General features: G+C 56.7%; 24 protein-coding genes and 1 rRNA gene. 5 read left to right on the top strand and 20 right to left on the bottom strand.

The window, feature by feature from the left end; all coding sequences use genetic code 11:
- Window positions 1-81 precede the first annotated feature (81 nt).
- Window positions 82-1,782: an ATP-binding protein gene (locus tag DWZ01_RS07860; protein WP_117848574.1), complete on the bottom strand. Its 1,701-nt coding sequence runs from the start codon at window positions 1,780-1,782 to the stop codon at window positions 82-84.
- A 470-nt stretch (window positions 1,783-2,252) separates the two neighbouring features.
- Between DWZ01_RS07860 and DWZ01_RS07865 the strand changes: the two genes are divergently transcribed.
- Window positions 2,253-3,221, top strand: coding sequence for a DNA/RNA non-specific endonuclease (locus DWZ01_RS07865; protein ID WP_117848575.1), 969 nt, complete (start codon window positions 2,253-2,255; stop codon window positions 3,219-3,221).
- Window positions 3,222-3,497: 276 nt separating this feature from the next.
- Window positions 3,498-4,256, top strand: coding sequence for a GntR family transcriptional regulator (locus tag DWZ01_RS07870; protein WP_199409608.1), 759 nt, complete (start codon window positions 3,498-3,500; stop codon window positions 4,254-4,256).
- Window positions 4,257-4,342: 86 nt separating this feature from the next.
- Here DWZ01_RS07870 and DWZ01_RS07875 read toward each other — a convergent pair whose 3' ends face one another.
- The 12 genes from DWZ01_RS07875 to DWZ01_RS07930 all read right to left on the bottom strand — a co-directional run bounded on the left by DWZ01_RS07875 (window position 4,343) and on the right by DWZ01_RS07930 (window position 15,733).
- Complete coding sequence (locus DWZ01_RS07875) at window positions 4,343-5,017, bottom strand: triose-phosphate isomerase (protein WP_117640460.1); 675 nt, start codon at window positions 5,015-5,017, stop codon at window positions 4,343-4,345.
- Window positions 5,018-5,065: 48 nt separating this feature from the next.
- The gene (locus DWZ01_RS07880) at window positions 5,066-5,419 is read right to left on the bottom strand and encodes a PTS glucitol/sorbitol transporter subunit IIA (RefSeq protein WP_117640461.1); all 354 of its coding nucleotides are present in this window, start codon (window positions 5,417-5,419) and stop codon (window positions 5,066-5,068) included.
- 19 nt (window positions 5,420-5,438) lie between these two features.
- Window positions 5,439-5,822, bottom strand: a complete 384-nt coding sequence (locus DWZ01_RS07885; protein WP_117640462.1) for a transcriptional regulator GutM — start codon at window positions 5,820-5,822, stop codon at window positions 5,439-5,441.
- Between the two features lie 29 nt (window positions 5,823-5,851).
- Entirely contained in the window at window positions 5,852-6,871 is a 1,020-nt protein-coding gene (locus tag DWZ01_RS07890) for a PTS glucitol/sorbitol transporter subunit IIB (RefSeq protein WP_117640463.1), read from the bottom strand.
- Window positions 6,872-6,900: 29 nt separating this feature from the next.
- The gene (locus DWZ01_RS07895; protein WP_117640464.1) at window positions 6,901-7,446 is read right to left on the bottom strand and encodes a PTS glucitol/sorbitol transporter subunit IIC; all 546 of its coding nucleotides are present in this window, start codon (window positions 7,444-7,446) and stop codon (window positions 6,901-6,903) included.
- A gap of 183 nt (window positions 7,447-7,629) precedes the next feature.
- On the bottom strand, window positions 7,630-9,120 hold the full coding sequence (locus DWZ01_RS07900) for a xylulokinase (RefSeq protein WP_117848576.1): 1,491 nt from the start codon (window positions 9,118-9,120) through the stop codon (window positions 7,630-7,632).
- A 15-nt stretch (window positions 9,121-9,135) separates the two neighbouring features.
- Complete coding sequence (locus tag DWZ01_RS07905; protein WP_117848577.1) at window positions 9,136-9,978, bottom strand: class II aldolase; 843 nt, start codon at window positions 9,976-9,978, stop codon at window positions 9,136-9,138.
- 184 nt (window positions 9,979-10,162) lie between these two features.
- Window positions 10,163-10,819: an HAD family phosphatase gene (locus DWZ01_RS07910; protein WP_158557019.1), complete on the bottom strand. Its 657-nt coding sequence runs from the start codon at window positions 10,817-10,819 to the stop codon at window positions 10,163-10,165.
- Window positions 10,820-11,088: 269 nt separating this feature from the next.
- Window positions 11,089-13,164 (bottom strand): translation factor GTPase family protein, encoded by a 2,076-nt coding sequence (locus DWZ01_RS07915; RefSeq protein WP_035138729.1) that lies wholly within the window; start codon window positions 13,162-13,164, stop codon window positions 11,089-11,091.
- Window positions 13,165-13,474: 310 nt separating this feature from the next.
- Complete coding sequence (locus DWZ01_RS07920) at window positions 13,475-14,239, bottom strand: amino acid ABC transporter ATP-binding protein (RefSeq protein ID WP_117848579.1); 765 nt, start codon at window positions 14,237-14,239, stop codon at window positions 13,475-13,477.
- Window positions 14,232-14,885 carry an amino acid ABC transporter permease gene (locus DWZ01_RS07925; RefSeq protein ID WP_117848580.1) on the bottom strand — a complete coding sequence of 218 codons (654 nt, stop codon included), beginning with the start codon at window positions 14,883-14,885 and terminating at the stop codon, window positions 14,232-14,234. The genes DWZ01_RS07920 and DWZ01_RS07925 overlap by 8 nt, the downstream gene beginning before the upstream one ends.
- Window positions 14,885-15,733 carry a transporter substrate-binding domain-containing protein gene (locus tag DWZ01_RS07930; RefSeq protein WP_199412418.1) on the bottom strand — a complete coding sequence of 283 codons (849 nt, stop codon included), beginning with the start codon at window positions 15,731-15,733 and terminating at the stop codon, window positions 14,885-14,887. The genes DWZ01_RS07925 and DWZ01_RS07930 overlap by 1 nt, the downstream gene beginning before the upstream one ends.
- A gap of 338 nt (window positions 15,734-16,071) precedes the next feature.
- On the opposite strand from DWZ01_RS07930, the gene rlmD reads away from it, so the two are divergent.
- Complete coding sequence (rlmD, locus tag DWZ01_RS07935) at window positions 16,072-17,520, top strand: 23S rRNA (uracil(1939)-C(5))-methyltransferase RlmD (protein ID WP_117848581.1); 1,449 nt, start codon at window positions 16,072-16,074, stop codon at window positions 17,518-17,520.
- 78 nt (window positions 17,521-17,598) lie between these two features.
- Here the strand turns inward: rlmD and DWZ01_RS07940 are convergent, their stop codons facing one another.
- The 5 genes from DWZ01_RS07940 to tilS form a co-directional block, all read right to left on the bottom strand.
- Window positions 17,599-18,420, bottom strand: coding sequence for a phosphatase (locus tag DWZ01_RS07940; RefSeq protein ID WP_117848582.1), 822 nt, complete (start codon window positions 18,418-18,420; stop codon window positions 17,599-17,601).
- A 165-nt stretch (window positions 18,421-18,585) separates the two neighbouring features.
- Complete coding sequence (locus tag DWZ01_RS07945; protein WP_117848583.1) at window positions 18,586-19,770, bottom strand: pyridoxal phosphate-dependent aminotransferase; 1,185 nt, start codon at window positions 19,768-19,770, stop codon at window positions 18,586-18,588.
- A 189-nt stretch (window positions 19,771-19,959) separates the two neighbouring features.
- Window positions 19,960-22,041, bottom strand: a complete 2,082-nt coding sequence (gene ftsH / locus DWZ01_RS07950) for an ATP-dependent zinc metalloprotease FtsH (protein ID WP_226790708.1) — start codon at window positions 22,039-22,041, stop codon at window positions 19,960-19,962.
- 61 nt (window positions 22,042-22,102) lie between these two features.
- The gene (gene hpt / locus DWZ01_RS07955) at window positions 22,103-22,651 is read right to left on the bottom strand and encodes a hypoxanthine phosphoribosyltransferase (protein WP_022093938.1); all 549 of its coding nucleotides are present in this window, start codon (window positions 22,649-22,651) and stop codon (window positions 22,103-22,105) included.
- A 147-nt stretch (window positions 22,652-22,798) separates the two neighbouring features.
- Complete coding sequence (gene tilS, locus DWZ01_RS07960; RefSeq protein ID WP_199412419.1) at window positions 22,799-24,337, bottom strand: tRNA lysidine(34) synthetase TilS; 1,539 nt, start codon at window positions 24,335-24,337, stop codon at window positions 22,799-22,801.
- A gap of 48 nt (window positions 24,338-24,385) precedes the next feature.
- Here tilS and DWZ01_RS07965 point away from each other — a divergent pair, with 48 nt between their 5' ends.
- Complete coding sequence (locus DWZ01_RS07965; protein WP_117848587.1) at window positions 24,386-25,195, top strand: MBL fold metallo-hydrolase; 810 nt, start codon at window positions 24,386-24,388, stop codon at window positions 25,193-25,195.
- Between the two features lie 82 nt (window positions 25,196-25,277).
- Here DWZ01_RS07965 and DWZ01_RS07970 read toward each other — a convergent pair whose 3' ends face one another.
- Window positions 25,278-25,709 carry an Hsp20/alpha crystallin family protein gene (locus tag DWZ01_RS07970; RefSeq protein WP_040359532.1) on the bottom strand — a complete coding sequence of 144 codons (432 nt, stop codon included), beginning with the start codon at window positions 25,707-25,709 and terminating at the stop codon, window positions 25,278-25,280.
- Window positions 25,710-25,985: 276 nt separating this feature from the next.
- On the opposite strand from DWZ01_RS07970, the gene DWZ01_RS07975 reads away from it, so the two are divergent.
- On the top strand, window positions 25,986-26,453 hold the full coding sequence (locus tag DWZ01_RS07975; RefSeq protein WP_117848589.1) for a hypothetical protein: 468 nt from the start codon (window positions 25,986-25,988) through the stop codon (window positions 26,451-26,453).
- A gap of 125 nt (window positions 26,454-26,578) precedes the next feature.
- On the opposite strand, the gene rrf is transcribed toward DWZ01_RS07975, so the two are convergent.
- A 5S ribosomal RNA gene (rrf, locus tag DWZ01_RS07980) occupies window positions 26,579-26,694 on the bottom strand.
- Between the last annotated feature and the right edge of the window lie 9 nt (window positions 26,695-26,703).

The following is a 26,703-nucleotide window of genomic DNA, read 5'->3' on the forward strand; positions in this document are numbered from 1 at the left end:
TCTGGGGAAATATCGCGAGGCAGTCGCCCCTCTAGCGCCCATCTAACTTCGAGAGACACTAGAGGGGCGGTCCGGCTGCATCTACTTCTTCCGATATCGGCGATTGTGGCTCGTCGATGAACCCATTACCTCAATGAGTCCTTTATCTGCCATTTTTGGCAGATGGTAACGGACAGACGAAATTCTGACCCCCGATGCAACCGCTATTTCTCGCGCCGTCATATCCACTTCGGCGCTGAGAGCCTCCAGGATCCTATCCGCCGTCGAAGCTGACGATTCTCTGTTCATATCGATAATTTCATACGTGTCTTTGCCGCATTTTGACAGGACATGTTTATCCACAAGGTCCCCGCAGATCAGGCGAATGTCATCCGAATCCCACTTCAGGGCCTCTCGTATTTTTTGAACATCGCATACGCACCCATGCTCCCGCATAAACATGAGCAGTGTTTCCTCGCGATCCGTCAGCTCGGTGCCCACATGGCTCTGAATCCACGTGCGGTTTTCAGCAAGCTCCGCCCCGTGCCGGGAAAGCAGCACCGTAAACGAATCGGCCTTAACGATAAATTTCGGCCTGCCAAGCGAACGAGACTCCATCTCGCGAATCATAGCCGGGATACCAGATCCCTGGCTTTCCGCAACGGCCCCCTCGGCATGCTCTAACGGCGTCGCCCCCATTAGGCTCATGAGCTTTGAGTTTCGGCAGCGCGATTCCCCGTCTGCAAGATTGTCCACCGTCTTTCCGCCCCAAAGCCCGCCAGGGTTTTTGATCTCTATTCTGTCTGGATAGATATCGACACTCACGGCCTGCCCCACAAACATGGGCGAATATTCTCGATGGATGCAGGCATTTGCCAAGGCCTCGCGCAAAACCTCCTGGGGAACTTCCCAATCATCCCTTCTGCCAGCGCCTTGCACTATCGCCGCTTTGCGCAAGTTTCGTCCAATCGCGGCAAGGGCATCTTCGATGCAAGCCGGAATCGGGCCATCGCACAACTGGCGGTCAATAAACCGGGGTTGCCCGGGTGCAGATTTTTCCACATCGGAATGAACGGCGACATCGATCATCAGTTTGGGATAGAACTGCTGGGGGTAAATTCCCGCCGACAGAAGCCCCGCGAGCTTCACGGCACCATCCTTTGTAGTGATATTGAGTCTGACCAGCTGCTTTTCCAGCGTATCGGCCCCGCGCAAAACGCGCGGGGTCTGCAGCCGGCGATTTGCGATAATAGACCGCACGACATCTGGATCCAAATCCTCGACCGTTGCCTCCGAAACCACCGTGTCGTCTGCATCGCTCGGAAGCAACGCACTCTGCAGCTCATATAGCTCAGCGGGTGACATCTTGATATCTTTATCATCCACGCGCTTGTAGCTACCGTTCTGCACGCCGCGCGCGCCGATATAGCAAGGCTTCGCTTTAAGCTCAAGTTCAAAGATGCGCACCAGAAGCACCTGGAGCCCGTCGACCTCGCCTCGATCAAGCTCGTACCGCGGCGCATGGGTCACCACTGCCGCTGAGCCTCCGTCTCCGATACCCGAAACAAACTGATCGCGCACCCTATCGATAGCAAAGTTAGCCGAAGGAACAAATCCTTCGGCTTCGTTCAGGCCCAAAATAATGAGCCCACCCGCAGTGTTCGCAAAAGCGCTCACTGTCTCCCATACGTCTGCGCTCAATTTATTCGTGCAGGCTTTAACTTCTACCGATGCGTCATCAGTCCCTCGCCTGCGAAGGCGCTCAACGATAAGGCCAAGGGGTTCATCCAGCAGCATTGACATTCCGTCTCTCTAAAACGATAGATTTATCTCTCTAAAGTATAGTATATCTCTCTAACTTTAGAGAGATAAGCACCTTATTTTAGAGAGACATTTAGAGAGATGTATCGAATTCACTGTTAGATTGCCCAATGTTATCTCTTTAACTGACTTTCTCTTTATAGAGACATTTAGAGAGACGAGCGCGACCTCTCTAATCATGGGTTCTTCTTTTTAAAGTGCACACATCCTAACCGTGCCCTAAGTTGCGGTGAAATAGCTCACGATTAACCTACCAAAAAGGGACAGGCTTATTTTGGCAGGTTTTATCTGGAGAAACGCCGACTGATTCCATGTACACAACCGCCGCAGCTCCATATGAGGCAAATGAATCAGTAACGTCTATCCCAAATCTTGAGTATTTGTTCGACAGAACGGCCCCTGCCGGCTCCTGCTAGACTGGTAGATTCCCAACCGTCCATCCAGGAGCCGCAATGTCGCGCAAGTCCGCCTACAAGCAAGTACTTTCCATCGGCACCGCCGTGGTGCTGGGGTTTGCGTTGTTCACAGGGTCGCTCGACGGAGCACCCAAGTTGTTGTCGCCGCAAAGCGATGAGCAGGCGACGGCTCTGGCCGAAAAACAAAACGAGAGTCCCAGCCGCACCGACGACGAGGCAGACCTGGTTGCCCGGCTCGAATCGGGAACAGCAAGCTCCGAGGACTCCGGCGATGGCTCCGAATCCACCGCGACCAACACCAACGGCAACGTTGCCTCCGCGGACAGTGCCGCCACCCCCATCGACGAAGTGGAAAACCCAGATCTCAACCGCGCCCGCGGCGTATATCTCAGCAGCATTCCAGACTACGCCGGCAATCCCTACGTCGCCCTTCGCGCCGACAGCACGCACCCGCTCGGCATGCCGTCATTCACACTCGATGAATACGAACGCGCTGCAGAAGAGGGCTGCTTTAAGAAATTCTCCAAGCTCGACAGTATGGGCCGCACTCGCAAAGCGCTCGCCTGCGTGGGCCCCGACTCGCTCGGTCAAGGCAAGCGCGGCGATATCTCGCGCATCCATCCCGCCGGATGGCATCAGCAGCGCTACGACTTTATTCCGGGCCAGAGCCTCTACAACCGCTGCCACCTCATCGCCTGGTCGCTCTGCGGCGAAAACGCCAATCGCAAGGATCTCCTCACCGGCACGCGCTATCTCAACGAGACGGGCATGCTACCGTTTGAGGAGCAGATTCTCGACTACATCCGCGAAACGGGCAACCACGTGCTCTACCGCGTCACGCCTATGTATAACGAAGAGGAACTTGTCTGCCGCGGCGTGCGCCTTGAGGCGCAATCGGTCGAGGACCACGGCAAGACGCTGTGCTTCCACGTATACTGCTACAACCTGCAGCCGCATGTGCAGATCGACTACGCCACCGGCCGCAACCAGGCCGCCGGAGAGTAGGTTCAACCGGGGCCACGCCCGCATCGTTTGTCACCGACGCGCACGGGAGGCTAATTCTTGCCTCCTACGGCGCATTTCAGTGACATGGGGCCATCTCTTCAAGATACCCGTATTGTCGATAAGAGTAGAAGGCAAACGCCAGACAGGCAGCCAAAGCAGCAGAAGCCCTACATTAAATACGTGATTTATTCTTTGCAATCACAATCTCGATAAGTTAATCGAAGCAAAACAACGTAAAATGAAGGTAATTTTGCTTCAAAGTAATCAGGAGAAACTGTGACCAATCGCGTCAACAATTCACATATTAAAAAGGATTGTCCCACCCCCATCTATATGCAGGTGGTCGACTATCTGCGCGAGAACATCGCCTCAGGAGCTTGGGAGCAAGCATCCAAAATCCCGTCGGAAGTCGAGCTCATGAGTACGCTCGGCGTCAGCCGCGGCAGCATCAAAAAGGCCATTTCCAAGCTTGTTGATGAGGGCCTGCTTGAGCAAATTCAGGGAAAGGGAACTTACGTTAAGTCAAAAGACATCTCTTTCCCCCTTACAGAGGGTCTTATCTCTTTCTCCGAATCTCTAATCGAGCAAGGCCTTTCTTTCGAAACAAACATTCTCGATTGCGAAATTCGTAAGTCGGACGAAGATATTTCCAGACATCTCGGTATTGTCGAAGGTTCTGACTACCTTCATCTCGAGCGAGTGCGCAGCGTTGAGGGTGAACCTGTGATGTTCATCGAAAACAACATCAATATGGCGCTTGTCCCAGGTATTGAAACAGCCGACTTTGTTAACGAAGGTCTCTTTGCAATAATCGAGCGGCTCTCAGGCCACCAGATCGAATACTCAAAGACCTCCTTTGTGGCAAAGCTCGCGGACACCCAACGCGCGGATGCGCTCGGTCTCTCTACGCAGTCCCCGCTTCTTCAGCAGCTTCAAACAGTCTACTTGGACAATGACTCTGCAATTGAATATGCGCGCGTATGGCTTAAATCCAGCAGGTTCCAGCTTGGCACCGTTTTTCAGCGTCGTCATTAAAGCTCTTGAGAGCGGCGGCATTACGCCAAATATAATTCCAAAACGCAAAAAGGCGAACCCGTGGGTTCGCCTTTTTGTAGACGGTTTTAGTCCAGCGCGTCAAACAGCTCCGTAAGCAACGCTGCCCTGTCATCCGTAATCGCCAGGGCACTCGAAATGCCGGTGCCTTGCGCGCCAAGTCCAATCAAGCGACGAACATCGCCTCCACACCTGATTCCCGCTCCCTCCATGATAACGATGTCGGGATTGATGGACCGTACGGCAGCGATGGTCTCTGCGATGTAATCATCGCCGCTTGTATGGCCGGTTCCCACAAGGCTGCTCGGCTCGCAAAGAATCACGTCCGGATCCATCGCCGCAACCGCTTTGGACTCAGTCACGCTATCGGCTGCAACAATGGTTAGAATCTCAAGCTCACGAGCGCGATCGATCGTTGCCGCCAACTTATCAACGGTCAGGGGGTGTGCCGTGTGATTTAGAAAGACAGCTTGAACTCCCGCGCTCTTAAGCGACTCAAGAGGTGTCAGTCCCATTCCTTTTCCGTCACCGATAAGATCGGCATGCTGCGCTGTGGGAATTGCAAATTTCAAATCCTTCGCAACTGCGCAGAGCTCGGGAACGGGAGCAGTCCAAAAAATCGAATGATCTCGATCTTTTGCGATTTCATCCGTAAGATGAGCCGCTGCAATTGAATCGTCCGCAAGCAAATAGGTCTTAGGACTGACCGTGAAAAGTGGCAGTTTTAAATCGGAACGTTTCATGAGAACACGTCCTTTCCGACTAATACATGGCCTGCCATACCGAGCGATTTAGCCGTTGAAGCTAATCTCGATGCCGGTTTCCAGCTTGGGAAGCACGCTTGGTGTCACGAGAACCGTTCCAGGAAGCAGCTCTCGCTCGTCATCGAACGCAATGGTTAGATGACCGAGCCCTCCCATGTTCTCGTTCGCAGCTTCACCAAACTCCTTAATCGTGTAGACCTGATCGCCGATGGAAATGGTGCCGCCCTCAGCAAGCACGTTATCCTCCGTGGGAGTTCCATCGTGAACGACGCAGATGTCGCGCAACTCTGCAGGAGCGGTCGGGCCAAACAGGACCACCATTTTCTCGTTGAGAAGTTCCTCAACAAACGAGCCGATCTCAGTGACCTTAACCTTGTACATTTGATTTCTCCTATCTTTGTTACGCCGCAGGCGCAGTCATTGACCTGTCGATAACACGAATAGCCTGGGCAAAAGCATCGTGATAGCTTTCGTTGGCCAGATGGTCTAGGGCGGTCTCGATATTCAGCCCCAGCATCTCGCTCATCTCCGAAAACTCTGGTTTGAGGGAAAGCCCTTTGAGCTCATAGCAACCGTTAATCACGCCATCATGATCAGTCAGAATCATCACAAACGCCTTTCGGCTAAAACTCACCTTGCACATACCCGTGCCCAAGTATCCCTCATGATCGCGAGCGCGCTCATGGATAAGAATGCGCACCCTCTTCCAGTAGCGATACTGGGTGAATGTTCCTGCAAGCCATACGAGAATAAAGAAGGCTATTGTAATGAGCGCGTTGAGCATAGTGGGCCTTTCCCTCTTAAAGCTTCAGTTTACAGGCCAAAGGACAGTACGTAGGCAAGAATAATCTGAATCGGGGTGGTAATCAGCTTGCCAAACAGGAATGCAGGGTAACCGATTTCGATCGTCTCGGGCTTTGCCTCCATGAGAGTCATGCCAACGGGAGCAAAGTCGGAACCAACCTGGCAGTTGACGGCAAAGAAGCCGGGAAGGGCAAAGTTGGCGGGAATCGTGCCGTTGGCGATTTGGTTGCCAACAAGGACAGAAAGCACAGAAGCGATGATTGCGCCCGGGCAGATCAAAGGCGAAAGGAACGGGATTGAGCAGAACATGCCAATTGCCAGCATACCGGGCAGCGAGCCCGCAAGCGGAGTGAGAACGCCGGCGAGAACGTTCGCGAAACCCGTGTAGTTAATAATGCCGATCAACACCGAGACAAACGCCATAAAGGGGATGATGTTGCGGATAACATCGTTCACGGTATCGCGCGCAGCCTGGTAGATGATGCTGATAACGCGGCCGACACCGGTGCCGATCTTGGAGACAACGTCCATGAAGCCGTTAGACTCCTTGGATGCGAGCTCGGCACGTCCCTCAGCGATCTTGGCGTGGACGTTTTCCTTCGTCGTCTCCTCGTGTGCCTTCTCGGCCTTTACCGGCTCAGCGGGAACATCGGCCGCATCGGCAAGGACGATGCAATCGGGATTGACGTCAGATGCAAAGAGATCCTCGGTGATGAACTGGGCCAGAGGACCAGACGGAGAACCGGGCTTGATGTTCAGCGTCTTAAGGCCCATCTTGGGATAGGTGCCGCAGCGAGCCACGCCGGCGCAGTCGATGACAACGGCGCATGCCTGATCGGTCTCGATCGGGTCCTTAAACTGGTCGTGCGCCTCGGCGCCGGTAAGCTCCGCAATGCGAAGGGCGACCGGGCTGATGCCACCCAGGGTCACGCTCAGAACATAAGGCTTCTCGGCCGTGGGGGTAATGATGAGGGGACCGCCCCAACCGTTGCCGCCGTGGGACGCCTTTACGCTTTTGAATTCACTCATGATTTAGACTCTCCTTTTGCGCTGAACTACTAGGCGGCAAGCTTAGCTTCGTTGCGCTTCTTCATGATGAGGTACAGCTTCTCGGTGACAATGCCCTTGATCAGGCAGACGATTAGACCAACAATGAGGAAGCGGATAGCAAGCTCGGAGGAGTTCTTTCCCAGTGCCTCGTAGCCGGCCGAGATACCAAGCCAAACAAAGAGCTCGGAAGAGTTAGCGTGCGGGAAAAGGCCAACGATGGGGTGCATCATGGACACGACCGCATCGTAGAATGCGGGCTTGTAGTCCTCCTCGACAAACACACCAAAGGTGTATGCCATCGGATTGCAGAGGAAGAAAGTGCAAAGGAACGGGATGAGGGTATAGCGGAGAACTGCATACTTGGTGCACTTCTTCATGAACCCATAGACACGCTCCTCGCCGATCAGCTGGATGACTGCCTTGATCGTAAGGATCAGACAGATCAGCATTGGGATCATGCCCGTAATAAACGAGGCAAACTGATCACCAGCCGCATTAAACAGGCCGGTAAAGCCCTCCGCAAGGAAGATAAGGAAATCGTTTACTGCTCCCATTTTCATTCTCCTTAGTTAATGTTCGCTACTTCTATCGTTCTACCTGAGCGCCCCCTCCTCCTTTTCAATCAGCCATATACGCTCATGGTTGTCTACGGTTGTCTATATCTTACAAAGGGACCGCTCTTCGAGTTACCTTCTCGCATTCCTTTCGGTGAACGGTAGATTTTACAAGACAAACGGCTACGCGCTATTTAGCTCATAGATAATTTGGAGTGCCTCAAATATACGCATATACCTGCTAAAACGCGCGTCGTAGAGCTCATGGGCCCTGTCGTTTTTTTCAATGGAATCGAGTTTTCTGCAGACCCCTGCGGCAACCGCCGTCAAGTCTTGGCCGCAAGAAGCCGAGAGGGCCAGCAGCGCCGTGCCCTGACCGGCGCCGGAGGATTCCATCCGCACCATATCGACCCCCAACACGTTGGAGAGCGTTTGCGCCCAAAAATCGTTCTTGGCCCCTCCTCCAACGAGCCTGATGCTGCGCCACTCTTCCGAATGGTCCACGGACTCCTTGAGCTCCCTTAAGGCATACGCCGTGCCCTCCATCAGAGCCCTTTCGAGCTCGGAACGAGTCGTGTCAAGATCAAGCCCCAGAAAGGCACCGCGTACCGACGGGCAACCGTGCAGGACTTTTTCTCCCGATAGATGGGGGTAGAACATGAGATCCCTCATGTCGTAGAAGGGGTCCTCGACGGCCTTGTCCTCCAAATCGTAGGACTCACTGCTTAGAATCTGCCCGTACCACCATTCCTTGGCACCGCCGCACGATCTGATACTCAGCTGAATTTGGGTCTTAAGGGTATTTCCCCACTTGAACAACACGGGCTTGCCAACAGCCGGAAGGTCAACTCCCTCAGATGAATACATCAGCACGCCGCTTGTTCCAAGTGAGATGGTGGGGACGCCCTCCAAAAGGCATCCCGTGCAGATCGCTGCCGCGGGATTGTCGCCCGTTCCCCTCACGATCATGGCACCTGCGGGAATTCCCGTCTCGCTTGAAGCTCTCTCAACCACGGTCCCAATTACGGCATCAGAAGGCTCGACAACGGGAAGCAACGACTCGGGGATTCCGAAATGCTCGCAGACCTCACCGATCCAAGCTTGCCTCTCGTTATCGTAGAGCCCTGTTGTCGAAGCCCCGCAATAGTCCGTACCAGCACGCCCGCCAAACTTGAGAGCAATCCAATCTGAAACCGAAAGAAACACTTCGCTCTTTGAAAGGCCCTCAGGATTATTCTTAGCTATCCATGCAAGGTTAATCGCCGGAACCCCAGTCGAAAGAAAGCTGGCGACCCTAGGATAGCCCGCAGACAGCGCCCACTGCTTCTCGGTAAAGACGGCGTCAATCGTGCGCTGGTCGTTCCACATTATGGCGGGACACGTTGGCACCCCATCGGCATCGATCAAGACCGTCGTGTGCATCTGCCCGGTAGCGCCAACGCCTTTTATTAGAGACAGGTCAACTTTCTCTCCAAGCAGGGAGCATGCAGAGCAAATGGCGATCCACCATGTCTCGGGATTGATTTCCCGCCAACCGGGATGAGGCTCAGAGCACTCGTAAGCCTCGCTCGCAGTCGCGACAACTTTTCCGCCTTCATCAATGCACGTGAGCTTCACCGATGACGTGCCCACATCGACACCAAGGTAGAGCGCACCCATTATCGCCTCATCCATGTTCGTAATTCCGCGCTACTCAGCGATGCCGTTGATGGCGCGCGTCGTCTTGTAAGCAACGTCCGCAACTGCCTTACGTGTATCAATCAGTACCTTGGCGAGATTATGCTCGTTGTTGTTTGCCTCGTACGCCTTGCCAACCGTCGTGATGTAGGCCTTGCGCAGGTCGCTTGCGATGTTGATCTTGGACATCTTGTGTGGCTGCATAGCGTGGATGGTCTCATAGGGAATGCCCGAGCCACCATGAAGAACGAGGGGACACGGAGACACCTCGGCAAGCTTCTCAAGCAGCGGCAAATCGATGCGCGGCGTATCCTCAAGGCCGTGAACGTTGCCGATAGACACGGCCAACAGGTCGCAGCCCGTGCGCTCCACAAACTCGCAAACCTGATCGGGGTCGGTCTTAAGATCCGCCTCGGAAACATGATCGTCTTCTTTGCCCTTGATGGCACCGAGCTCAGCCTCAACGGGCACGCCGTAGCAATGGCAGTAGTCAACTGCCTGGCGCGAGAAGCGAATGTTCTCCTCAAAGGGCAACGCGGCACCGTCGATCATAACGGAGGTAAAGCCGGCCTGAACCGCCTGTCGAACATCCTCGAGCGTCTTGCCGTGGTCAAGATGCAGACACGTGGGAACGATATAGTCCTCCGCCGCGCGTTTAACGATAGAGGCGATCATGCCGTAATCGGAAAGCTTAACGTTGGTAGGGGCGATCTGGAGGATGCCCGGCATGCCGGCCCTCTGCAATCCATCCAGGATACCTAAGGTCATCTCCATGTTCGTCGTGTTATATGCGGGAAGGAGCCATCCATTCTTGCGTGCAATCTGGATCAGCTCAGTCGAAGTTACAACTGCCATGATTCCTCCAACCGGGTTACGGCAATTCGAGTTGAGTTTTCGTTCCAGATACTTATATAGACGTCTATGTACCTGTTTATAGACGACTATATACCTTTTTGATTTACGCGCAAAGCACTAAATGCCTCGAATCGAAAAAAGGGGCTGCCGAGAAGCACTCGACAGCCCCTTTCATTTGGCATGCTTACCCCAACGCCCCATTTGCCAGCATATCGGTAACGTCGTTTAGGCTCGAAACTATTGCCGTGGCCAATCTTTCCATCTCATCTGTTGGCTCAGAGAGATCGGGGACCATGACAGTGCAAAATCCTCCTGCAAATCCCGCGCGCACCCCGTTATAGGAATCCTCTAAAACGAGGGATTTCTGCGGTGAAGCTCCTAGCTCATCCGCCGCTTTCAAAAAGACGTCTGGGTAAGGCTTGGCGTGTTCGACCTCAACACCAGAGACGATCGAATCGAAATAAGGGAGTATTCCTCCCCTTATCAAATTTGCCTCGATCATTTTTCTGCTCGATGATGAAGCAACTGCCATCGGAATTCCCTCAGCCTGAAGATAGTCGAGAAGCCGATCTAATCCGAGTTTCTTCTCTGCGCCCTGAGCCAGCGCTTCATGCGCTATTTCGTAAAAACGGTCAACAAACGCTTGAGAATCGACCTCATCGCCATACCACTCGCGAATAATGGACACCGCTTCCGATCCATTGGTGCCACGCATGGCGTCCGCAAGGCCCTCTTTGCATTCAACCTCAAACTCAATTGCGGTTTTGGGCCAGCAGGAAGCCCAAATCGGCTCAGTATCGAACATGAGCCCGTCCATATCGAAGATAACCGCCTCGAACATATTGTCTCCTTGTTCAAGTAGACGTCTATATACGTATATTCTATCAAAGGAGGTCTTTTTTTCTTTCACGGCAGCATGAAAAGGAGTCCGTCCCAATAAAAGCCGACAGGCGCCTCGTCTGCCAAAAAACACCACGATGGAGGCTGTCCCCATCGTGGTGGTTGCCTTACGTCGATTTACTTAGCGCGGCCCCGGGGATCAAAAAGGGCCGCCCCGGTTACCCAGGGCGGCCTTTTCGTCAGCACCTACATTGCAGGCAAAATCACACGCTACTTGGCGCGACCCTCCTCATAGCGCTCGACCAGCTTGGCCTGAACGTCATAGGGCACCTGCTCGTAGCCGGCGGGCTTCATGGTAAAGTCACCCGTGCCGCGCGTGATAGAGCGCAGGCGCGTCGAGTAATCCGTCAGCTCGGCGAGAGGTGCCTGCGCGATAACCACGGTGTCTCCGCGCTCATCGGTCTCCATGCCTGTCACGCGACCGCGCGAGGCCGAGATGTCGCCCATCACGGCGCCGGCGTAGCTCTCGGGAATAGTCACCGTGATTTCCTCGATGGGCTCCAGCACCACCGGGTCGGCATCGGCACATGCCTTGCGCAGGCCGATGCGAGCCGCCGCGCGGAACGCCATCTCGTTGGAGTCGACGCTGTGATACGAGCCGTCGTACACAGCCACGCGAATGCCCGTGAGCGGATAGCCGGCAATGATGCCGTCCTTCATGGTCTCCTGGACGCCCTTGTCCACGGCGGGGATCAGCGAGCGCGGAATGCGGCCGCCCACGACCTCGTCCACAAACTCATAGCCATCACTCGTGCCGTCGGGCCCAATGAGCGGCTCCACGCGCAGCCAGCAGTCGCCGTACTGACCGGCGCCGCCGGTCTGCTTCTTATGGCGGCCCTGGGCACTTGCCGTACGGCGAATGGTCTCGCGATACGGAATGCGGATCGGCACGCTCTTGGCTACGACCTTGGTGCGATCCTCCAAACGATTGAGCAGCACCGAAACCTGCGCCTCACCAACGGCGGAGATAATGGTCTGGCCGGTCTCCTCGTCGCGGTCGATGCTCATGGTCGGATCGGCCTTGCAGGCCTTCTCGATAAACGTGTAGAGCTTCTCTTCGTCGCCGCGATTCTCGGCCTCGATGGCAATGCGGTACTGCGAGTTGGGGAACTTAAACGCCGCAGCCTCGACCTTGCCGGTAATCGAGAGCGTATCGCCCGTCTCGGCCGCCAGCTTGGGTGCCACGATAATGTCGCCGGCATAGGCGTGACCGACCTCGGTCATGTCGCGGCCGCACATCACATACAGGTGAGCCAGACGGTCGCCCTTGCGGGTACGCGCGTTGATCAGCTCAAGACCCGGCTCAAGCGTACCCGTCAGCACCTTGATAAAGCTGATGCGACCCTGCTGCGGATCGGCCAGGGTCTTAAACACAAACGCCACCGGACGGTCATCGTCGCTCGAAATCTTGAGCGAATCGCCGTCGATAAGCGGCATCTCGCCGTAGTCGGTCGGCGCCGGGAAGTACGTCGCGATGTCGTCCATCAGCGAGTTGACGCCCTGCTCCTTAATGCAATCGCCCGCAAAGACCGGCACAAAGATGCGCTCGGCAATCGCCTTCGACAGCAAGCCCTCAAGCTCCTCCTGCGTCAGTGTCTCCTCGCCTTCCAGGTACTTCATCATCAGCTCATCGTCGGCCTCGGCCACCAACTCGCACAGATGGTCATGGGCCTCCTCGGCCTGGGCACGATACTCCTCGGGAATCTCCGACTCAACGGCTTCGGTGCCGTTGCAATGGCGCGCCTTCATGCGCACCAGGTCGATGATGCCGTCAAAGTCCTCGCCCTCGCCCCAGGGAAGGGTCACGGCGCCCAGGCGCGTGCCAAAGCGCTCCTGCAGCAGGTCCATCGTGGTCGCAAAGCTGGCCTCGGAGCGCGACAGGCGGTTTACGAACACCGCACGCGCCAGGCGCAGGTCCTCGGCGGCATACCAGAGCTTAACCGTCGTAGGCTGCGGGCCGGCCTCGGCGTCGACCACAAACAGAGCCGTCTCGCAGACGCTCATCGCGGCAAAGGCGTCGCCGATAAAATCGGGGTAGCACGGGGCATCGAGCACATTGATGCGCGCGCCCTTCCAGTCGATTGGCGCAATGGTCGTCGAGATGGAGAATGAACGCTTGACCTCTTCAGGGTCATAGTCGAGCGTAGGCTTGGTGCCGTCGTGGCCGCCCAGGCGGGCGGTCTTGCCGGAAAGGTGGAGCATGGCTTCGGCGAGTGAAGTCTTGCCCACCCCGCCTTGGCCTACGAGCACCACGTTCCTTACGTTACCGGTCTTGGGAGCACCCATGATGACCTCCTTGCAGGGCCGCGCGCAATGCGCGACGCCAACGGGGAGAGTTCGCGGTCGGTGCCATCCCGGGAGCAGCATGGTCGGCAGCCGAGCCGACTCACCCTCCAAATGTCCTATGCCACCACCCTACCCTCACGGGCGGCTGTCCATGCATACCTTTCGGCGCACGTATGAATACAGGCGGCGAGAGGAAGAGACAAGCTTGTGAGGCGATTATTGAACCCCGTCGATGCAAACAAAAAGCCGCCACAGACCGTAAGACCTGCGGCGGCTTCGCCTCAATTAATAGTTGAGTAAATACCTGAGCCTATCCCTCGATACGGCTCAAGAACTCACGCGTGCGCTGCTCGCGCGGATGGTCGATAACCTGCTCGGCAGGACCCTCCTCGACAATACGACCGCCATCCATAAAGACCACGCGGTCGGCAACATCGCGCGCAAACTGCATTGCGTGGGTCACGATCACCATCGTCATATTCTGCGCAGCGAGGTCCTTAATGACACGCAGCACCTCGGCCGTCAGCTCGGGGTCGAGCGCCGAGGTCGGCTCGTCAAAGAACAGGATCTCCGGGTCGAGCGCTAGGGCGCGGGCAATACTCACGCGCTGCTGCTGACCGCCCGAAAGCTCACACGGCACCTTGTTCTCGTTGCCCGTCAGCCCCATTTGCGTAATCAGCTCGTGGGCGCGGGCTTCCGCCTGCTCGCGCGGACGCTTGAGCACGCGAATCGGCGCATCGGTGATGTTTTTCATCACGGTATAGTGCGGAAACAGATTGTAGTTCTGAAACACCAGGCCAAATCGCGAGCGCGCCTGTTTGGGCACGTCGCCTTTCGCATATACCGCACCCAGCCCCGCATCCGTCGCAACGGCAAGGTCTCCAAACGAGAGCGAGCCTCCGTCGAGTGTCTCGAGCAGCGTGGCACACCGCAGCAGCGTGGACTTGCCGCCACCCGAAGGTCCGATAATCGCCACGACCTCGCCACGCTTCACCTCAAGCGAGATATCCTTGAGCACCTCATTGCCGCCAAACGCCTTACGCGCGTTCGATATATTCATTACCGAATTAATCATGGTAGTAATCCAATTTTTTCTCGGCAGCGCCCAGCAGCATCTCGACGACGAAGTTAAAGACCCAGTAGATCAGCGCCGCGATTGCAAACGGCACCATGCTCACCTGCGAGGCGACCAGCGCCTTGGCCGTCGAGAACATCTCACCCACGCCAATGGCAAACGCCAGCGACGTGTCCTTGACCAGTGTGATGATCTCGTTGCCCATCGCCGGCAGAATACGCTTGGTGACCTGCGGCATCACGATATACAGAAACGTCTGCATGCGCGAGTAGCCCAGCACCTCGGCGGCCTCATATTGACCGCGCGGAATGGACTGCAGGCCCGATCGATAGATCTCGGCAAAATAGCCGGCGTAGTTGATGATGAACGCCACGACGCACGCCGTCCACTTGGAATCGGGCGTGAGCGAAATGCCAAACACGTAGTACGGGGCAAAGTAGATGGCAAACATCTGCAGCATGAGCGGCGTGCCGCGCATGACCGAGATATAGATGCGCGCGATCCAGCGAAGCGGCGCGATTTTGCTCATGCGCATAAACGCCACGGGGATTCCCAGCGGAATCGACCCCAACAGCGTCAGCACAAACAACTGCAAACTGACCAAGAAACCCTGGCCAAGCATCTGTATCATGACCTGAATAGACATTACTTGAGCACCCAATTATCGAAAGATAGACCATAGCTTGAATACTTGTCGCACAGGTCCTTAACCGTGCCGTCCTCGTAGAGCGCCTTGAGCGACTCGGTCACGGCGTCGGCCGACTTGGTGTCGCCCTTCTTAAAGCCGACGGCGTAGTGCTCGCTGGACAGCGGCTCATCAAGCTGCGTATAGGCATCGGGCTTGGCGGCAAGCTGATACTGGGCAATCGAAAGGTCGCAAGCCACGGCATCGACCGCGCCGCTCTCGAGCTGCATAAAGGCCGTGTTGTACTCGCCGATCGTGTCGAGCGTGGCAAACGTCGCCGCCAGATCCTTCTGGTCACCCTCAAGCACGTCCTGCGCAGCGGAATCAGTCTGGGTAATCACAGTCTTGCCGGCAAGATCGTCCCAGCCCTTGATGCCCGCATCTTTCTTTACCACCAGCACCTGCTCGTTGAGCATGTACGGCTCGGAGAACGTGTAGTCGTCCTCACGGCCCTCCATGGTAAAGCCGTTCCAGATGCAGTTGATGGCGCCCGAGTTAAGCAGCGTATCCTTGGCGTCCCAGTCGATGGCCTCGTATTTGACCTCCCAGCCCTGCTTATCGGCAACAGCCTTGGCCAGATCGAGATCAAAGCCGGTGTACTCGCCATCGTCGCCCACAAAGCCGTACGGAGGATAGGACTTATCAAAGCCCACCACGAGCTTCTTGGACTCCGCAGCGCCCTTCACGTCCTTGGCTGCAGCGGAACCCTTATCGGCACCACCGCCGCAACCGACAAGACCAAGGCCAAGCACCATGGCGAGCGAGCCGGCTAGACCAACAAACTGACGACGAGACATATCGGTATTCATGGTGTTCCCCCTTGGTAGCACTTTAGTTAGGTAAAGTGAGTCATGTAACGTTCAGAATCATACACTTTAGCGTGATAGAGCACAAGGCGAGTTTGCCCGCCGCGTGAGGGGTGTGGGGGTTAAGTTTCCTGCTCTACAGTCCTGCTCACGACGGAGGCCACATTAAGTGGCCTCCTGTTCGTGCGGAACTCGCGATAAACTTAACCCCCACACCCCTCACGCGGCGGGCAACCGTCGTTGGGCTTATCACTGACACGAATAAACCGCTTGCATATCGTCTGCTGGCTTGGCACGGTACAATACTTGCAGCTTTAATTCATGAATAAGTGGAGTTATTGATGGCAGAATCTCGTGCGGAGCGTAGGGCTCGTCGTGCTTTGGTGGAGGCGGTTGAGGGGTCGAAGGAGGAGAAATCTTCTTCGAAATCCAAGTCTTCTAAAGCTGCAAAAAGCAAATCGACCAAGAACAGGGCTAAGGCCAAGCGTCCCGGCTCTCGTCGGAGCGAGGATAAGGCTTCTCAGACTCGCTCCAAGCGCCCGTATAAGAATCCGGCTCCGTCTGCGCGCAAGACCGTTGATTCCAAGTCTCCTTGTTCCATCATGAAAGATTGCGGTGGGTGTACGGCGCTCAATCGTCCTTATAAGAAGCAGCTCGCCGCCAAGCAGGCCGCCATGGAGGAGCTTTTTGCTGCTCTTTGCGAGCGCGAGGGTATCAGCGTCGACCCCATTCGCGGTATGGGAGTCACCCTGGGCGACCCGGGCAAATATCCTGCGCCGCGTGGCTTTCGTCATAAGGCTGCCACTCCCTTTGCTCCCGGTAAGGAGGACGCCGTCCGTTGCGGTTTCTTTGAGCGCGGCACGCACAAGATCGTTGCCGTACCCGAATGCCCCGTCGAGGCACCGGGCGCCCGTCAGATTCTCAACGGCATCGCACGCGAAGCTGAGCGGCTGCATATTCCCGCCTTTAATGAGGACAAGCATCTGGGCTTGCTCCGCTATGCCGTCGTCCGCTGCGGTTGGCGTACCGACCAGGTCATGGTTACGCTCGTGACCGCCCAGCGTGACTTACCGCATGCGCAGGAGTTCTTTGAGGCTGTCGCCGCGCTCAATCCGCACATCGTCACCGTCGCCCAAAACATCAACGGACGTCCCGGCAACGCCATCCTCGGCGAGGAAACCCGCATTGTATATGGCGCCGAGTGCATGCGCGACCAGCTGCTCGGTTGCGAATTCGATATCTCCCCCACCGCGTTTTATCAGACCAACCCGCAACAGACCGAGCTGCTCTATCAGCTCGCTATCGACGGCATGGATTTGCACCAGGGCGATGTGCTCATGGACGCCTACTGTGGCAGCGGTACCATCGGTCTTTGCGCAGCTAAAGATGCCCAGAACAAGGGTATCGGCATTATGCTGCTCGGCGTTGAGCGCAACCCGGCGGGCATTGCCGACGCACGTCGCAATGCCGAGCTCAACGGCCTCACCCGCAGCGCTTGGTTTATGGCCGACGACGCCACCGACTACATCCTGGATGCCGCCGACAACAACGAACGCGTCGACGTTCTTTCCATCGACCCGCCGCGCGCCGGCTCCACGCCCGAGTTCCTCGAAGCTGCCTGCGCACTTAAGCCGCGCCGCATCACCTATATCAGCTGCAACCCCGTGACCCAAGAGCGCGACCTGCACCAGCTCCTCGACGGAGGCTATCGCCTGCTCAAGATCACGCCCGTCGACATGTTCCCTCACACCGACCACACCGAAACCGTAGCGGTCCTCGAACGCCGCTAACCAACCTCAGTAGATTTTTGGGACAAGAAAGGGGGCGACCCGTCTGGGCCGCCCCCTTCGCTTGGTTTATAAACTCCGCTACATCCCATTGCGCAGATCGCACACGCCGGCTGCCGCCATCTCGCGCAGCAGCGTCTCGCGGTCGCGCGTCACGATCAAATCCAGCGGGAAGTGAATCTCGTCGAGCATCTTGCGCGCGTGATCGAGCTTGCCAATGGCCATGCCAATGTGGGCATCGGTTGACACGCCAATGCCCACGCCCAGCTCGGCGCAGCGCTCGGCGATCTTGCGGCATACGGCCCAATGCTCAGTGTCGACACCGTGTTCAAGACTATGGTTGTTGATCTCGATAATCTTGTGCTTGGCCTTAGCTGCCAACAGCACCTCGTCGATATCGAACGGCACGCCCGAACGCCCCGTGTGACCCAGCATGAACACCTTGGGGTGCTCCAGGGCATTGATATACATCTCGGTCGTCTGGGCCAGCGTCGCGCCTTCAGCAATCTGCGAATTATGCACGCTCGCAACCAAATAATCCAAATTACGCGTAACCAAATCGAACAGCGAATGCTGACGGCTGTACGAATCGCCGGCAATATCGAGCGTGACAGGAGTGTCCTCGCCAAACAGGCTTCCGTCCAGCGAAACGATATCGGCCTCGGCACCACGCAGCACCAGCACGCCGCTCCAAATGCGCGGCCAGATATCCTGGTTGATAAAGAACTGGTAACTGCGCAGGTCATTGGGGCAAGCCGTAACCATAGAGCTCAAATGGTCGGCAGATCCGAGCACCTGCAGACCACGCTCTGCCGCCCAGTACACATTCTCCTCAATGGTCGAATATGCATGCGCAGAGAACATCGTATGGGTATGAATGTCACAAGAAAGCAGGTAGGGCATCAGGTCTCCTTATCTGGCACGGCCGTCGCTTATATTCATTGTACGCATAGCCTTCGATAGTCGTAAAACCACTCCATCCCAAAGACACAACGTCCATGACAACGGGGTCCGGCTTAACACCAAACCCCGTTTCACGTAAAACATTGTAGGCAGATCGCTTTGCTTTTAACGATACTCGTCCGCCAACTGTTTCCAAGCGGGTAGCGAATTGACAATCGTTTCGTAACTCACGCAATAGCCCAGGCGGAACCAACCCGGCATACCAAAGCTGTCCGAGGGAACCGCAAGCAACTCATACTTCTTTGCGCGCTCGCAAAACGCATTCGCATCGGGCTCCAACGCTTTCACCCATAGGTAGAACGCGCCATCCGGCTCAACATAGGTGTAGCCATACTCCGCTAGTGCGTCGGTAAGCGCGGTGCGGTTGCGTGCATAGGCCTCAACGTCACTCGGCTCATCGATGCAGTCGATAATTACGCGCTGGAAGAGTGCCGGTGCGCATACAAAACCCAGCGTACGGGCAGCACCCGCAACAGCCGGCATCAGACGGGCGGCCTGCGGATTGGTGTTGGGAACCAAGATCCACCCCACGCGCTCACCCGGCAGCGACAGCGACTTGGAATACGAGTAGCACACGATGGTGTGCTCGTAAATCGAGGGCACCCAAGGCACCTCGGCACCGTACACGATTTCGCGGTACGGCTCATCCGAGATGAGCATAATCGGATTCTCGGGATCGCGCTGAGCGTTGGCCTCGCGCAGAACGTTGGCCAGTCGCGTCAGCGTGTCGCATGTATATACGGCACCGGTCGGATTGTTGGGAGAGTCGATGATGACGGCCGCCGTCTTATCGCTGATCGCCTTGAGCACGTTGTCCACGCTCAGCTGGAACGTATCTTCATCGGCGAGCGCCTCAACACACGTACAGCCGGCCTTCTCAATCCAAACGCGATACTCCGGAAAGTACGGGGCGATAACAATAACCTCGTCGCCCGGGTTCGTAACGGCGTTGAGCGTGCAGGTGAGCGAAGCCGCGGCACCCACCGTCATAAAGACGTCTTTGCCCTCATAGCTCGTGCCAAAGCGGCGGTTGAGCGATTCGGCCACAGCGGCACGACATTGCGGCAGGCCCGGTGCGGGCGTGTAGCCGTGCAGCTGGTCGCTCGGCAGCTCCAGGGCCTTCTTAATCGACTCAGCCACGGCAGCGGGCGCCGGAACACTCGGGTTGCCCAGCGAAAAATCGAATACGTTTTCCGCACCGATCTGCGCCTTGCGCTCAAGGCCATAGCTAAAAATCTCACGGATGATGGAGCTTTCCGCACCGCGAGCATACATAGTTTCGTTGATCATCTGTTCCCCTTTCACATAGGCGCTATTGTACGCTTTAGCCGAGCAAAGTGCCGCAGCAATGTTGATTGGGGACAGACTTAAATGCGTGAAAACGCTCATTTAAGTCTGTCCCCAATCAACAGACGGCCCCATATCGCTCAAAAGAAAAAGCCCCCGCAGGTTTCCCCGCAGAGGCTTTCGCCACAAAGACTATTTGTCGGCGTCGGTGTCGGCATCGGCATCGACGACGGCATGGTCATCGTCAGCATCATCGGATGCGGCTTCGGCATCCTCCTGCATGGCCGCCTGCGCAAAGGCCGCGGCATCAGCCGCCAGCTCCTCCTCGCTCATGCGAGGCGCGCGCTTCTTGGTCGGCATGCCGGCCGCCTTGGCATTGCGCTCCTCCTTGGCCGCCAGGATATCGCCCTCGCGCTCAAGGTACGCATCCCACTCGTTGTCGAGCAGGGCGTTCACGGCGTCGCCTTCGACGGTCTCGCGCTCAAGCAGCACCTTCGCCATCAGATCGAGCTGATCGCGACGGGCATCCAAAATCTCGACCGCACGACGATGGGCTTCGCGCATGATGCGCTGAACCTCGATATCGATGCGGCGTGCCGTCTCCTCGGAGTAATCCTGGTGATCGGCGTAATCGCGACCAAGGAACACCTGATGCTGCGCCTCGCCAAACACTTGCGTGCCCAGCTCCTCGCTCATACCCAGGCGCGTGACCATCTCGCGCGCCATCTTGGTCGCGCGCTCCAGGTCGTTGCTCGCGCCCGACGTGATGTCGTCGCACATGAGCTCCTCGGCAACGCGACCGCCCAAGAACACGGCAAGCTCGTCGAGCATCTCGTTCTTGGTCTTGAGGAAGTGATCCTCCTGCGGAAGCTGCAGCGTGTAACCCAGAGCCTGGCCGCGGCTGACAATCGAAATCTTGTGAACCGGATCGGAGTGCTCCAGGATGTGGCCCACCAGGGCATGGCCGCTCTCGTGGTAGGCAATCGTAGTGCGCTCGGCTTCGGTCATCACGCGACCCTTGCGCTGCGGTCCGGCAATCACGCGCTCCATCGACTCCTCGACCTCGTCCATCGAGATCACGGAACGATGGCGGCGAGCAGCCAGCAGCGCAGACTCGTTGAGCAGATTTGCCAGATCGGCACCGGTAAAGCCAACGGTCATCTGGGCGAGCTTCTCAAACTTAACGTCCTCGTCCATCGGCTTGTTCTCGGCATGCACGCGCAAGATCTGCTCGCGGCCCTTCACATCCGGACGGTCGACCGTAACCTGACGGTCAAAACGGCCGGGACGCAGCAATGCCGGATCCAGGATGTCAGGACGGTTGGTCGCAGCGATCAGGATGACCGACTCGCTCTCCTCAAAACCGTCCATCTCGACCAACAGCTGGTTGAGCGTCTGCTCGCGCTCGTCGTGACCGCCGCCCAAGCCGGCTCCGCGCTGACGTCCCACGGCGTCGATCTCATCGATGAAGATGATCGACGGGGCCTGGGACTTGGCCTCCTTAAAGAGGTCACGCACACGGCTGGCGCCGACACCTACGAACATCTCGACAAAGTCGGAACCCGAGATGCTAAAGAACGGCACGCCCGCCTCGCCGGCAACAGCCTTGGCCAGCAGCGTTTTACCGGTGCCCGGAGGGCCAACCAGCAACACGCCACGCGGGATCTTGGCGCCCAGCTTGCGATAGCGATCCGGATCGCTCAAAAAGTCACGGATCTCCTCGAGCTCCTCGACTGCCTCGTCCACGCCGGCAACGTCTTCAAACTTGACCTTGGGGCGTGTGGCCTCGTTGGTCTTGGCGTTGGTCTTGCCAAACTGCATGTTCCTGTTGTTGGCGCCCATCATCTGGCGCATAAAGTAGAACATGATGGCGATAAGGGCGATCGTCGGAAGCACACTCATCGCCAAGTCGCCCCAAAAATCGGGATCGTTGGTGTTGACGATGTACTTGGTATCGGGGTGCTCCGCCATGAGCTCGGCAAGCGAATCGGAGCCGACATAGGTCGAAGAGAAGCTCTTGAGCTCGCTCGTATCGCCCTTGTCCTTCTTCGTCTTCCAGTAATGACCCGTCACGCTTCCGTCTTGAACCGTATAGGTCAGATCTTCGACGCGATCCTGCTTGATGGCGCTCACCATCTCGCTCGTCGCGAGCTTAACGGTATTGCTGGAATTGGCAAAGCCGGAGCCCATGTTAAAGAAGGCGTAGCCCAGAAGCGCGCAAGCCAAAATAAAATACAGCCAGCCCGTACGCGTGGGCTTCTTGCCTCCGGGCATCCCCGGGATCTTTGGGTCCCGGGGAGTCTGGGAATTGTTATCGTTACGGTCGTCGGGCATCTTACGAATAAACCTCCGGTTTCAAAATGCCCAGATACGGAAGGTTACGATAGCGCTCGGCATAGTCGAGGCCGTAGCCCACCACAAAGGCATCGGGGCAATGGGTTCCAACATACTTGGGCGTGATGGCCGAGACGCGGTCCTCAACGTCCTTCCACAGGAAGGCGGCGACCTCCAGAGAAGCGGGCTTGCGGCTCTCGAGGTTCTTCATCAGATACTTGAGCGTCAGGCCCGAGTCCAGAATGTCCTCGACGATCAGCACGTCGCGACCGCGGATGTCGATATCCAGGTCCTTAATGATACGCACGATACCCGAGGACTTCACACCGTCGCCATAGCTCGAAACAGCCATGAAATCGATGTTGGTCGGCAGCTCGATCTTACGCATCAGGTCGCCCATAAAGACCACGGCGCCGCGCAGGACCGCAATCAGCACCAGATCCTTACCCGCGTAGTCGCGAGTAATCTCCTCGCCCAGGCGAGAGACGATACCGTCGATATCCTCCTGCGTGAACAGAACCTTCTCGATATCCGGATGTTGAGAAGCCATGACAACCCTTTCTTGTGCTTATCGCCCACACACCGCCGTATGGACGCGAACTTCACATTTTAGCAGCGCACGGGGTATATTTTCCAGCCCGTACGCCATCAGCGCGGGAATACCGTCAACGTCGCACAGAATAGCTGGCGTGGGACGCTATTCCGCATCGACCACGCGGAGCAGATATGCCACGCGCGTTGCGGCCGTGCACTTAAAACGCTCGTCCGCGCGAACTCCGGCGACCCACACCACGGCGCCCCCCGGCGCCGTCCTCACCATGGGCACGCCGGCGCGCTCGGAAACGGGAATGCGAGCCTCACCTAGCAAGTCGGATACTTTCTTGCTTCGACCACTCATCCCTAACGGGCACATCACGTCTCCCGGTGCGGGACCGTCCACCCACAGGCGCGCCAATCGCGCCTCGGCAGGGATCTCGCCACGCGAGCCCGCCAGGATCCGCTCACTATCGCTGTCGGCAAAACCCAGAGCAGCCGCGTCTACCAAAGCTGTCACTTCCCCGGCAGCTGCAAGCTCACGGGCGCGGCGCACGATATCGCATCCCGGCTCAACGGCCATCGGTTCTGTGACCAGCATACGTCCCCCGCCCAACGGCAAACGACCGGGTACGGTAACCCAGTCCGCGACCAGGCCCTCGCGAGCCGCCGGCGCCTTGAACGCCAGCATGCCAAACTCAATGCGTGCGTCAATCCCCGCCGGAAGCGTGACCGAGCCGGCGCCCTCGGCAACGCAGGAAAGGACTCGCTCCACATGTCGCATCTCTGGACGAGCGTCCGGATCGATGCGCTTAATTGCCAGTCGCACGATACGCCGCGCGATTACCACCTCGGCCGCAGCAAGGCGCCTGGCATCGAGCACCAGCGCGCCCGCCGCCTCCTTACGCAGGCAGCTTCGAAACGCCTGTGCCGAAAGCTGAGACAAAAACGCGTCCTCATCGCCTAAGATCTCGCAGGCGGCGCCAATCGTCTTGCAGACGCTCGCGTTGCGCTGCGCCACCACCGGCATCACTCGATGGCGCACGTAGTTTCGCAGATACGAGATATCCTCATTGCTCTCGTCTTCACGCCACGGCTGACCATGTACCTGTAGATAGCCCACGAGCTCGCCATGAGTTAGGTCGAGCAAGGGACGCACCACGATATTCCTCCGGCGAGGAATGCTCGATAGGCCAGCGGGCCCTGAACCCTTAATCGCGTTCATCAAAAACGTTTCCGCGCGATCCGAAGACGTGTGCGCGGTGCAGATACGAGCCGCCGTTCGCGGTGCCCCCGTCTGGGCGCAGAGCTCGCGAACATACCTCCGCGCCGCGGCATAGCGCACCTCGCGGGCCGCGGCCTCAATATTGCCCGACTCCCCATCAAAATAAGCGTGCTCCACGCACAGCGGTAAACCATATTTCGCGCAGAGCTCACGCACAAAGGCCTCGTCGCCATCGGACGCCTTGCCGCGCAGATGATGGTTTACATGCAGCACATGCAGGCGCTCGCGAGCAATGGGGGCAACACCGCGTCCGTCTTGGATATCCAGCTTTGATGTGCACGCCATAAGAAGCAGTGCCGTCGAGTCCGCGCCGCCTGATACCATGAGCACGACAGGAGCAGCCTGCTGCCTCGTTCGGGTCTCATCGACTGCCCCGGGCACGGCATGGTGTCCATAATGCTGTGATACCGTTGGCATTCGCTTCCTCCTCTATTCGTCCGCACCCATTGTATCCTTTGGAATCTTATGTCTCGTCTGCACCTTCATATCCTCGGCAGTGGTTCTAAAGGCAACTGCGCACTCATCGAGGGCCCGCAGGGGCTCATTATGGTCGATGACGGACTGTCTCGCCGCGAGACATTAAAGCGCATGGCAGAACTGGGGCTCTCGACAGACAACGTCTCGGCTCTTCTCATTACTCATGAGCATAGCGATCACATCAAGGGCCTCGATGTCTGGTGCAAGCACTGGCACGGCCCCCTCTTTGCCAGCAGGGGCACTCTTTCGAACAAAGAAAATCTTTCGCATCTGCCTGTCGAGGAATTCGATCCCGGTGACACCCTATCCATTGCCGGCATCCACGTGCAAACCTACTCAACATCACACGATGTCATCAATCCAGTCGGTTATCGATTCGACGCCCTCGATGATTCCATCGGCTTTGCCACCGACACCGGAGAGCTATCGAGCCAAGCCATGAACACCCTCAAAGATTGTCGAGTCCTCGCGCTCGAAAGCAACCACGATGTGACCATGCTGCGCGAGGGAGAATATCCCCGCTTTCTTCAGGAGCGCATCCTGTCTGCAAGGGGACACCTCTCCAACAGCCAAGCCGCCGAAGCCGCGCGCGAACTTGTTACAGATCGCACCGAACAGCTCATTGCCATGCATATCAGCCAAGATAACAATCGTCCGAGCCTTACCGTCAAAAGCTATGCCAAAGCTCTGGCCGCAACCCTGGATGACGAGGTCGGCAGCTCCGCAACCCTTCTCCAAGGATCGCGAAAACTCTCGATACGCCCTGCGAGTCAGTATCAGCCGGCAACCATTCAATAGACTGTCCTAGACAGCAAAAGGGGCCGAGAATCGCTTCCCAGCCCCTTTTGCTGTCTTTTAATAGCGCAGAACACCAACGAAGTTAGTCGATGGAGATCTTCGTAACGTTCTTCTTCTCGACGATCTTGGGAACCGTAACGGTCAGGATGCCGTCAGCGTACTTAGCCGAGAGGCCCTCGCTCGAAGCGTCCTTTAGATACACGCCACGCGTCGCGCTGTACGAGCTGAACTCCTTCTGCAGGAAGTTCTTGCCCTCGTTCTCCTCGTCTTCCTCGACATTCACGCTAATGGACAGACGGCCCTCGTTAAGCTCGACATCGATATCGTCCTTGGCGACACCGGTCAGATAGGCCTTGACCTCATAGCCGTCGCCCTTATCCTCAACGTCAACGGGAAACGCCTTGGAAGCAATCGAGTTGTTTGCAAGGTCGGTCATATCATCAAACAGATCGAACAGCGAGCTTGCAGAGGGGCGAACGCCAAAAACCGAACGATAAGGAACCATGCTTGCCATGTTTACCACTCCTTTTAGGACTGCCGAGCCATCTTCTAGGTGACTGGGACTTCTTTTGACGCTCTTATATATGCCCACACAGTGCTTATATATACATCGACTATAAAGTTTTTTGAGTCAAGTACTATAAGCATATCTAAGTGTGTATGACTCAGGTTTTAGTAAGGTTAAGGTTCTTTGAACCAGAGCTTAAATAACGAGTATGTTCGCAGCTACAAATAACAAGGGGCTTACAATGAGCGCGTACACGTTGTTGGTAACGAGCTAAAGGGCATCATGGACGACCAAAACCAGAACAAAATGTTTATGCCGACGCAGGGGGGAGATACTTCCACGCAGCCGCCACGGTTCCATCGCCCCCACATCTCGCAAGAGCCCATTAATGATGCAGAGCCCGAGTATGTGACGAGAAATCGATATCAAACGCTCGAGGATACCCAGACAGGACGTAAGCACATGGGCGTCGCCTCGGGAGACCCTGTATATCTGAAAGACGCACCATTATCTAAAAACAGCGCAGCTAGTGAGGAGCCACTGAAAGTATCCGCCGCCAATCAACAAAGAGGTCCTCGACCAAAGCAAACCTTGACGCATTCGGCTCGCTATCTCGAAACGCCAAAACAGGGAAAATCAATCTTCGTTTCGTCAAGTAAACGACGCAAGCAGCATCGACTGACAATCCTGCTTTTAATCATTGTGGCCATAGCAGTTGCCCTTGTTATTCGATTTATTTTCTTTAAATAAAAGCTCAATACCAAAAACAATAAGATCGTCTGATGTAATTCATTTACGCCCAATAAACGCAAAAAAGGGGGGAGGCCGCGAGGCCTCCCCCTTCTCAGTTCGATGACGGCTCGGTGCCGTCCACCGGTCAGCGGCGCCCTGGCCTCCCACGGGCTGACCCCGCAGTACTCTCGGCGCGATGGGGCTTAGCTTCCGGGTTCGGAACGGGACCGGGCGTGCCCCCCATGCTCTGGCCGCTGACCGGTGGGCG

Origin of the sequence: Collinsella sp. AF28-5AC (assembly GCF_003457875.1) — a bacterium.
Taxonomy (GTDB): Bacteria; Actinomycetota; Coriobacteriia; order Coriobacteriales; family Coriobacteriaceae; genus Collinsella.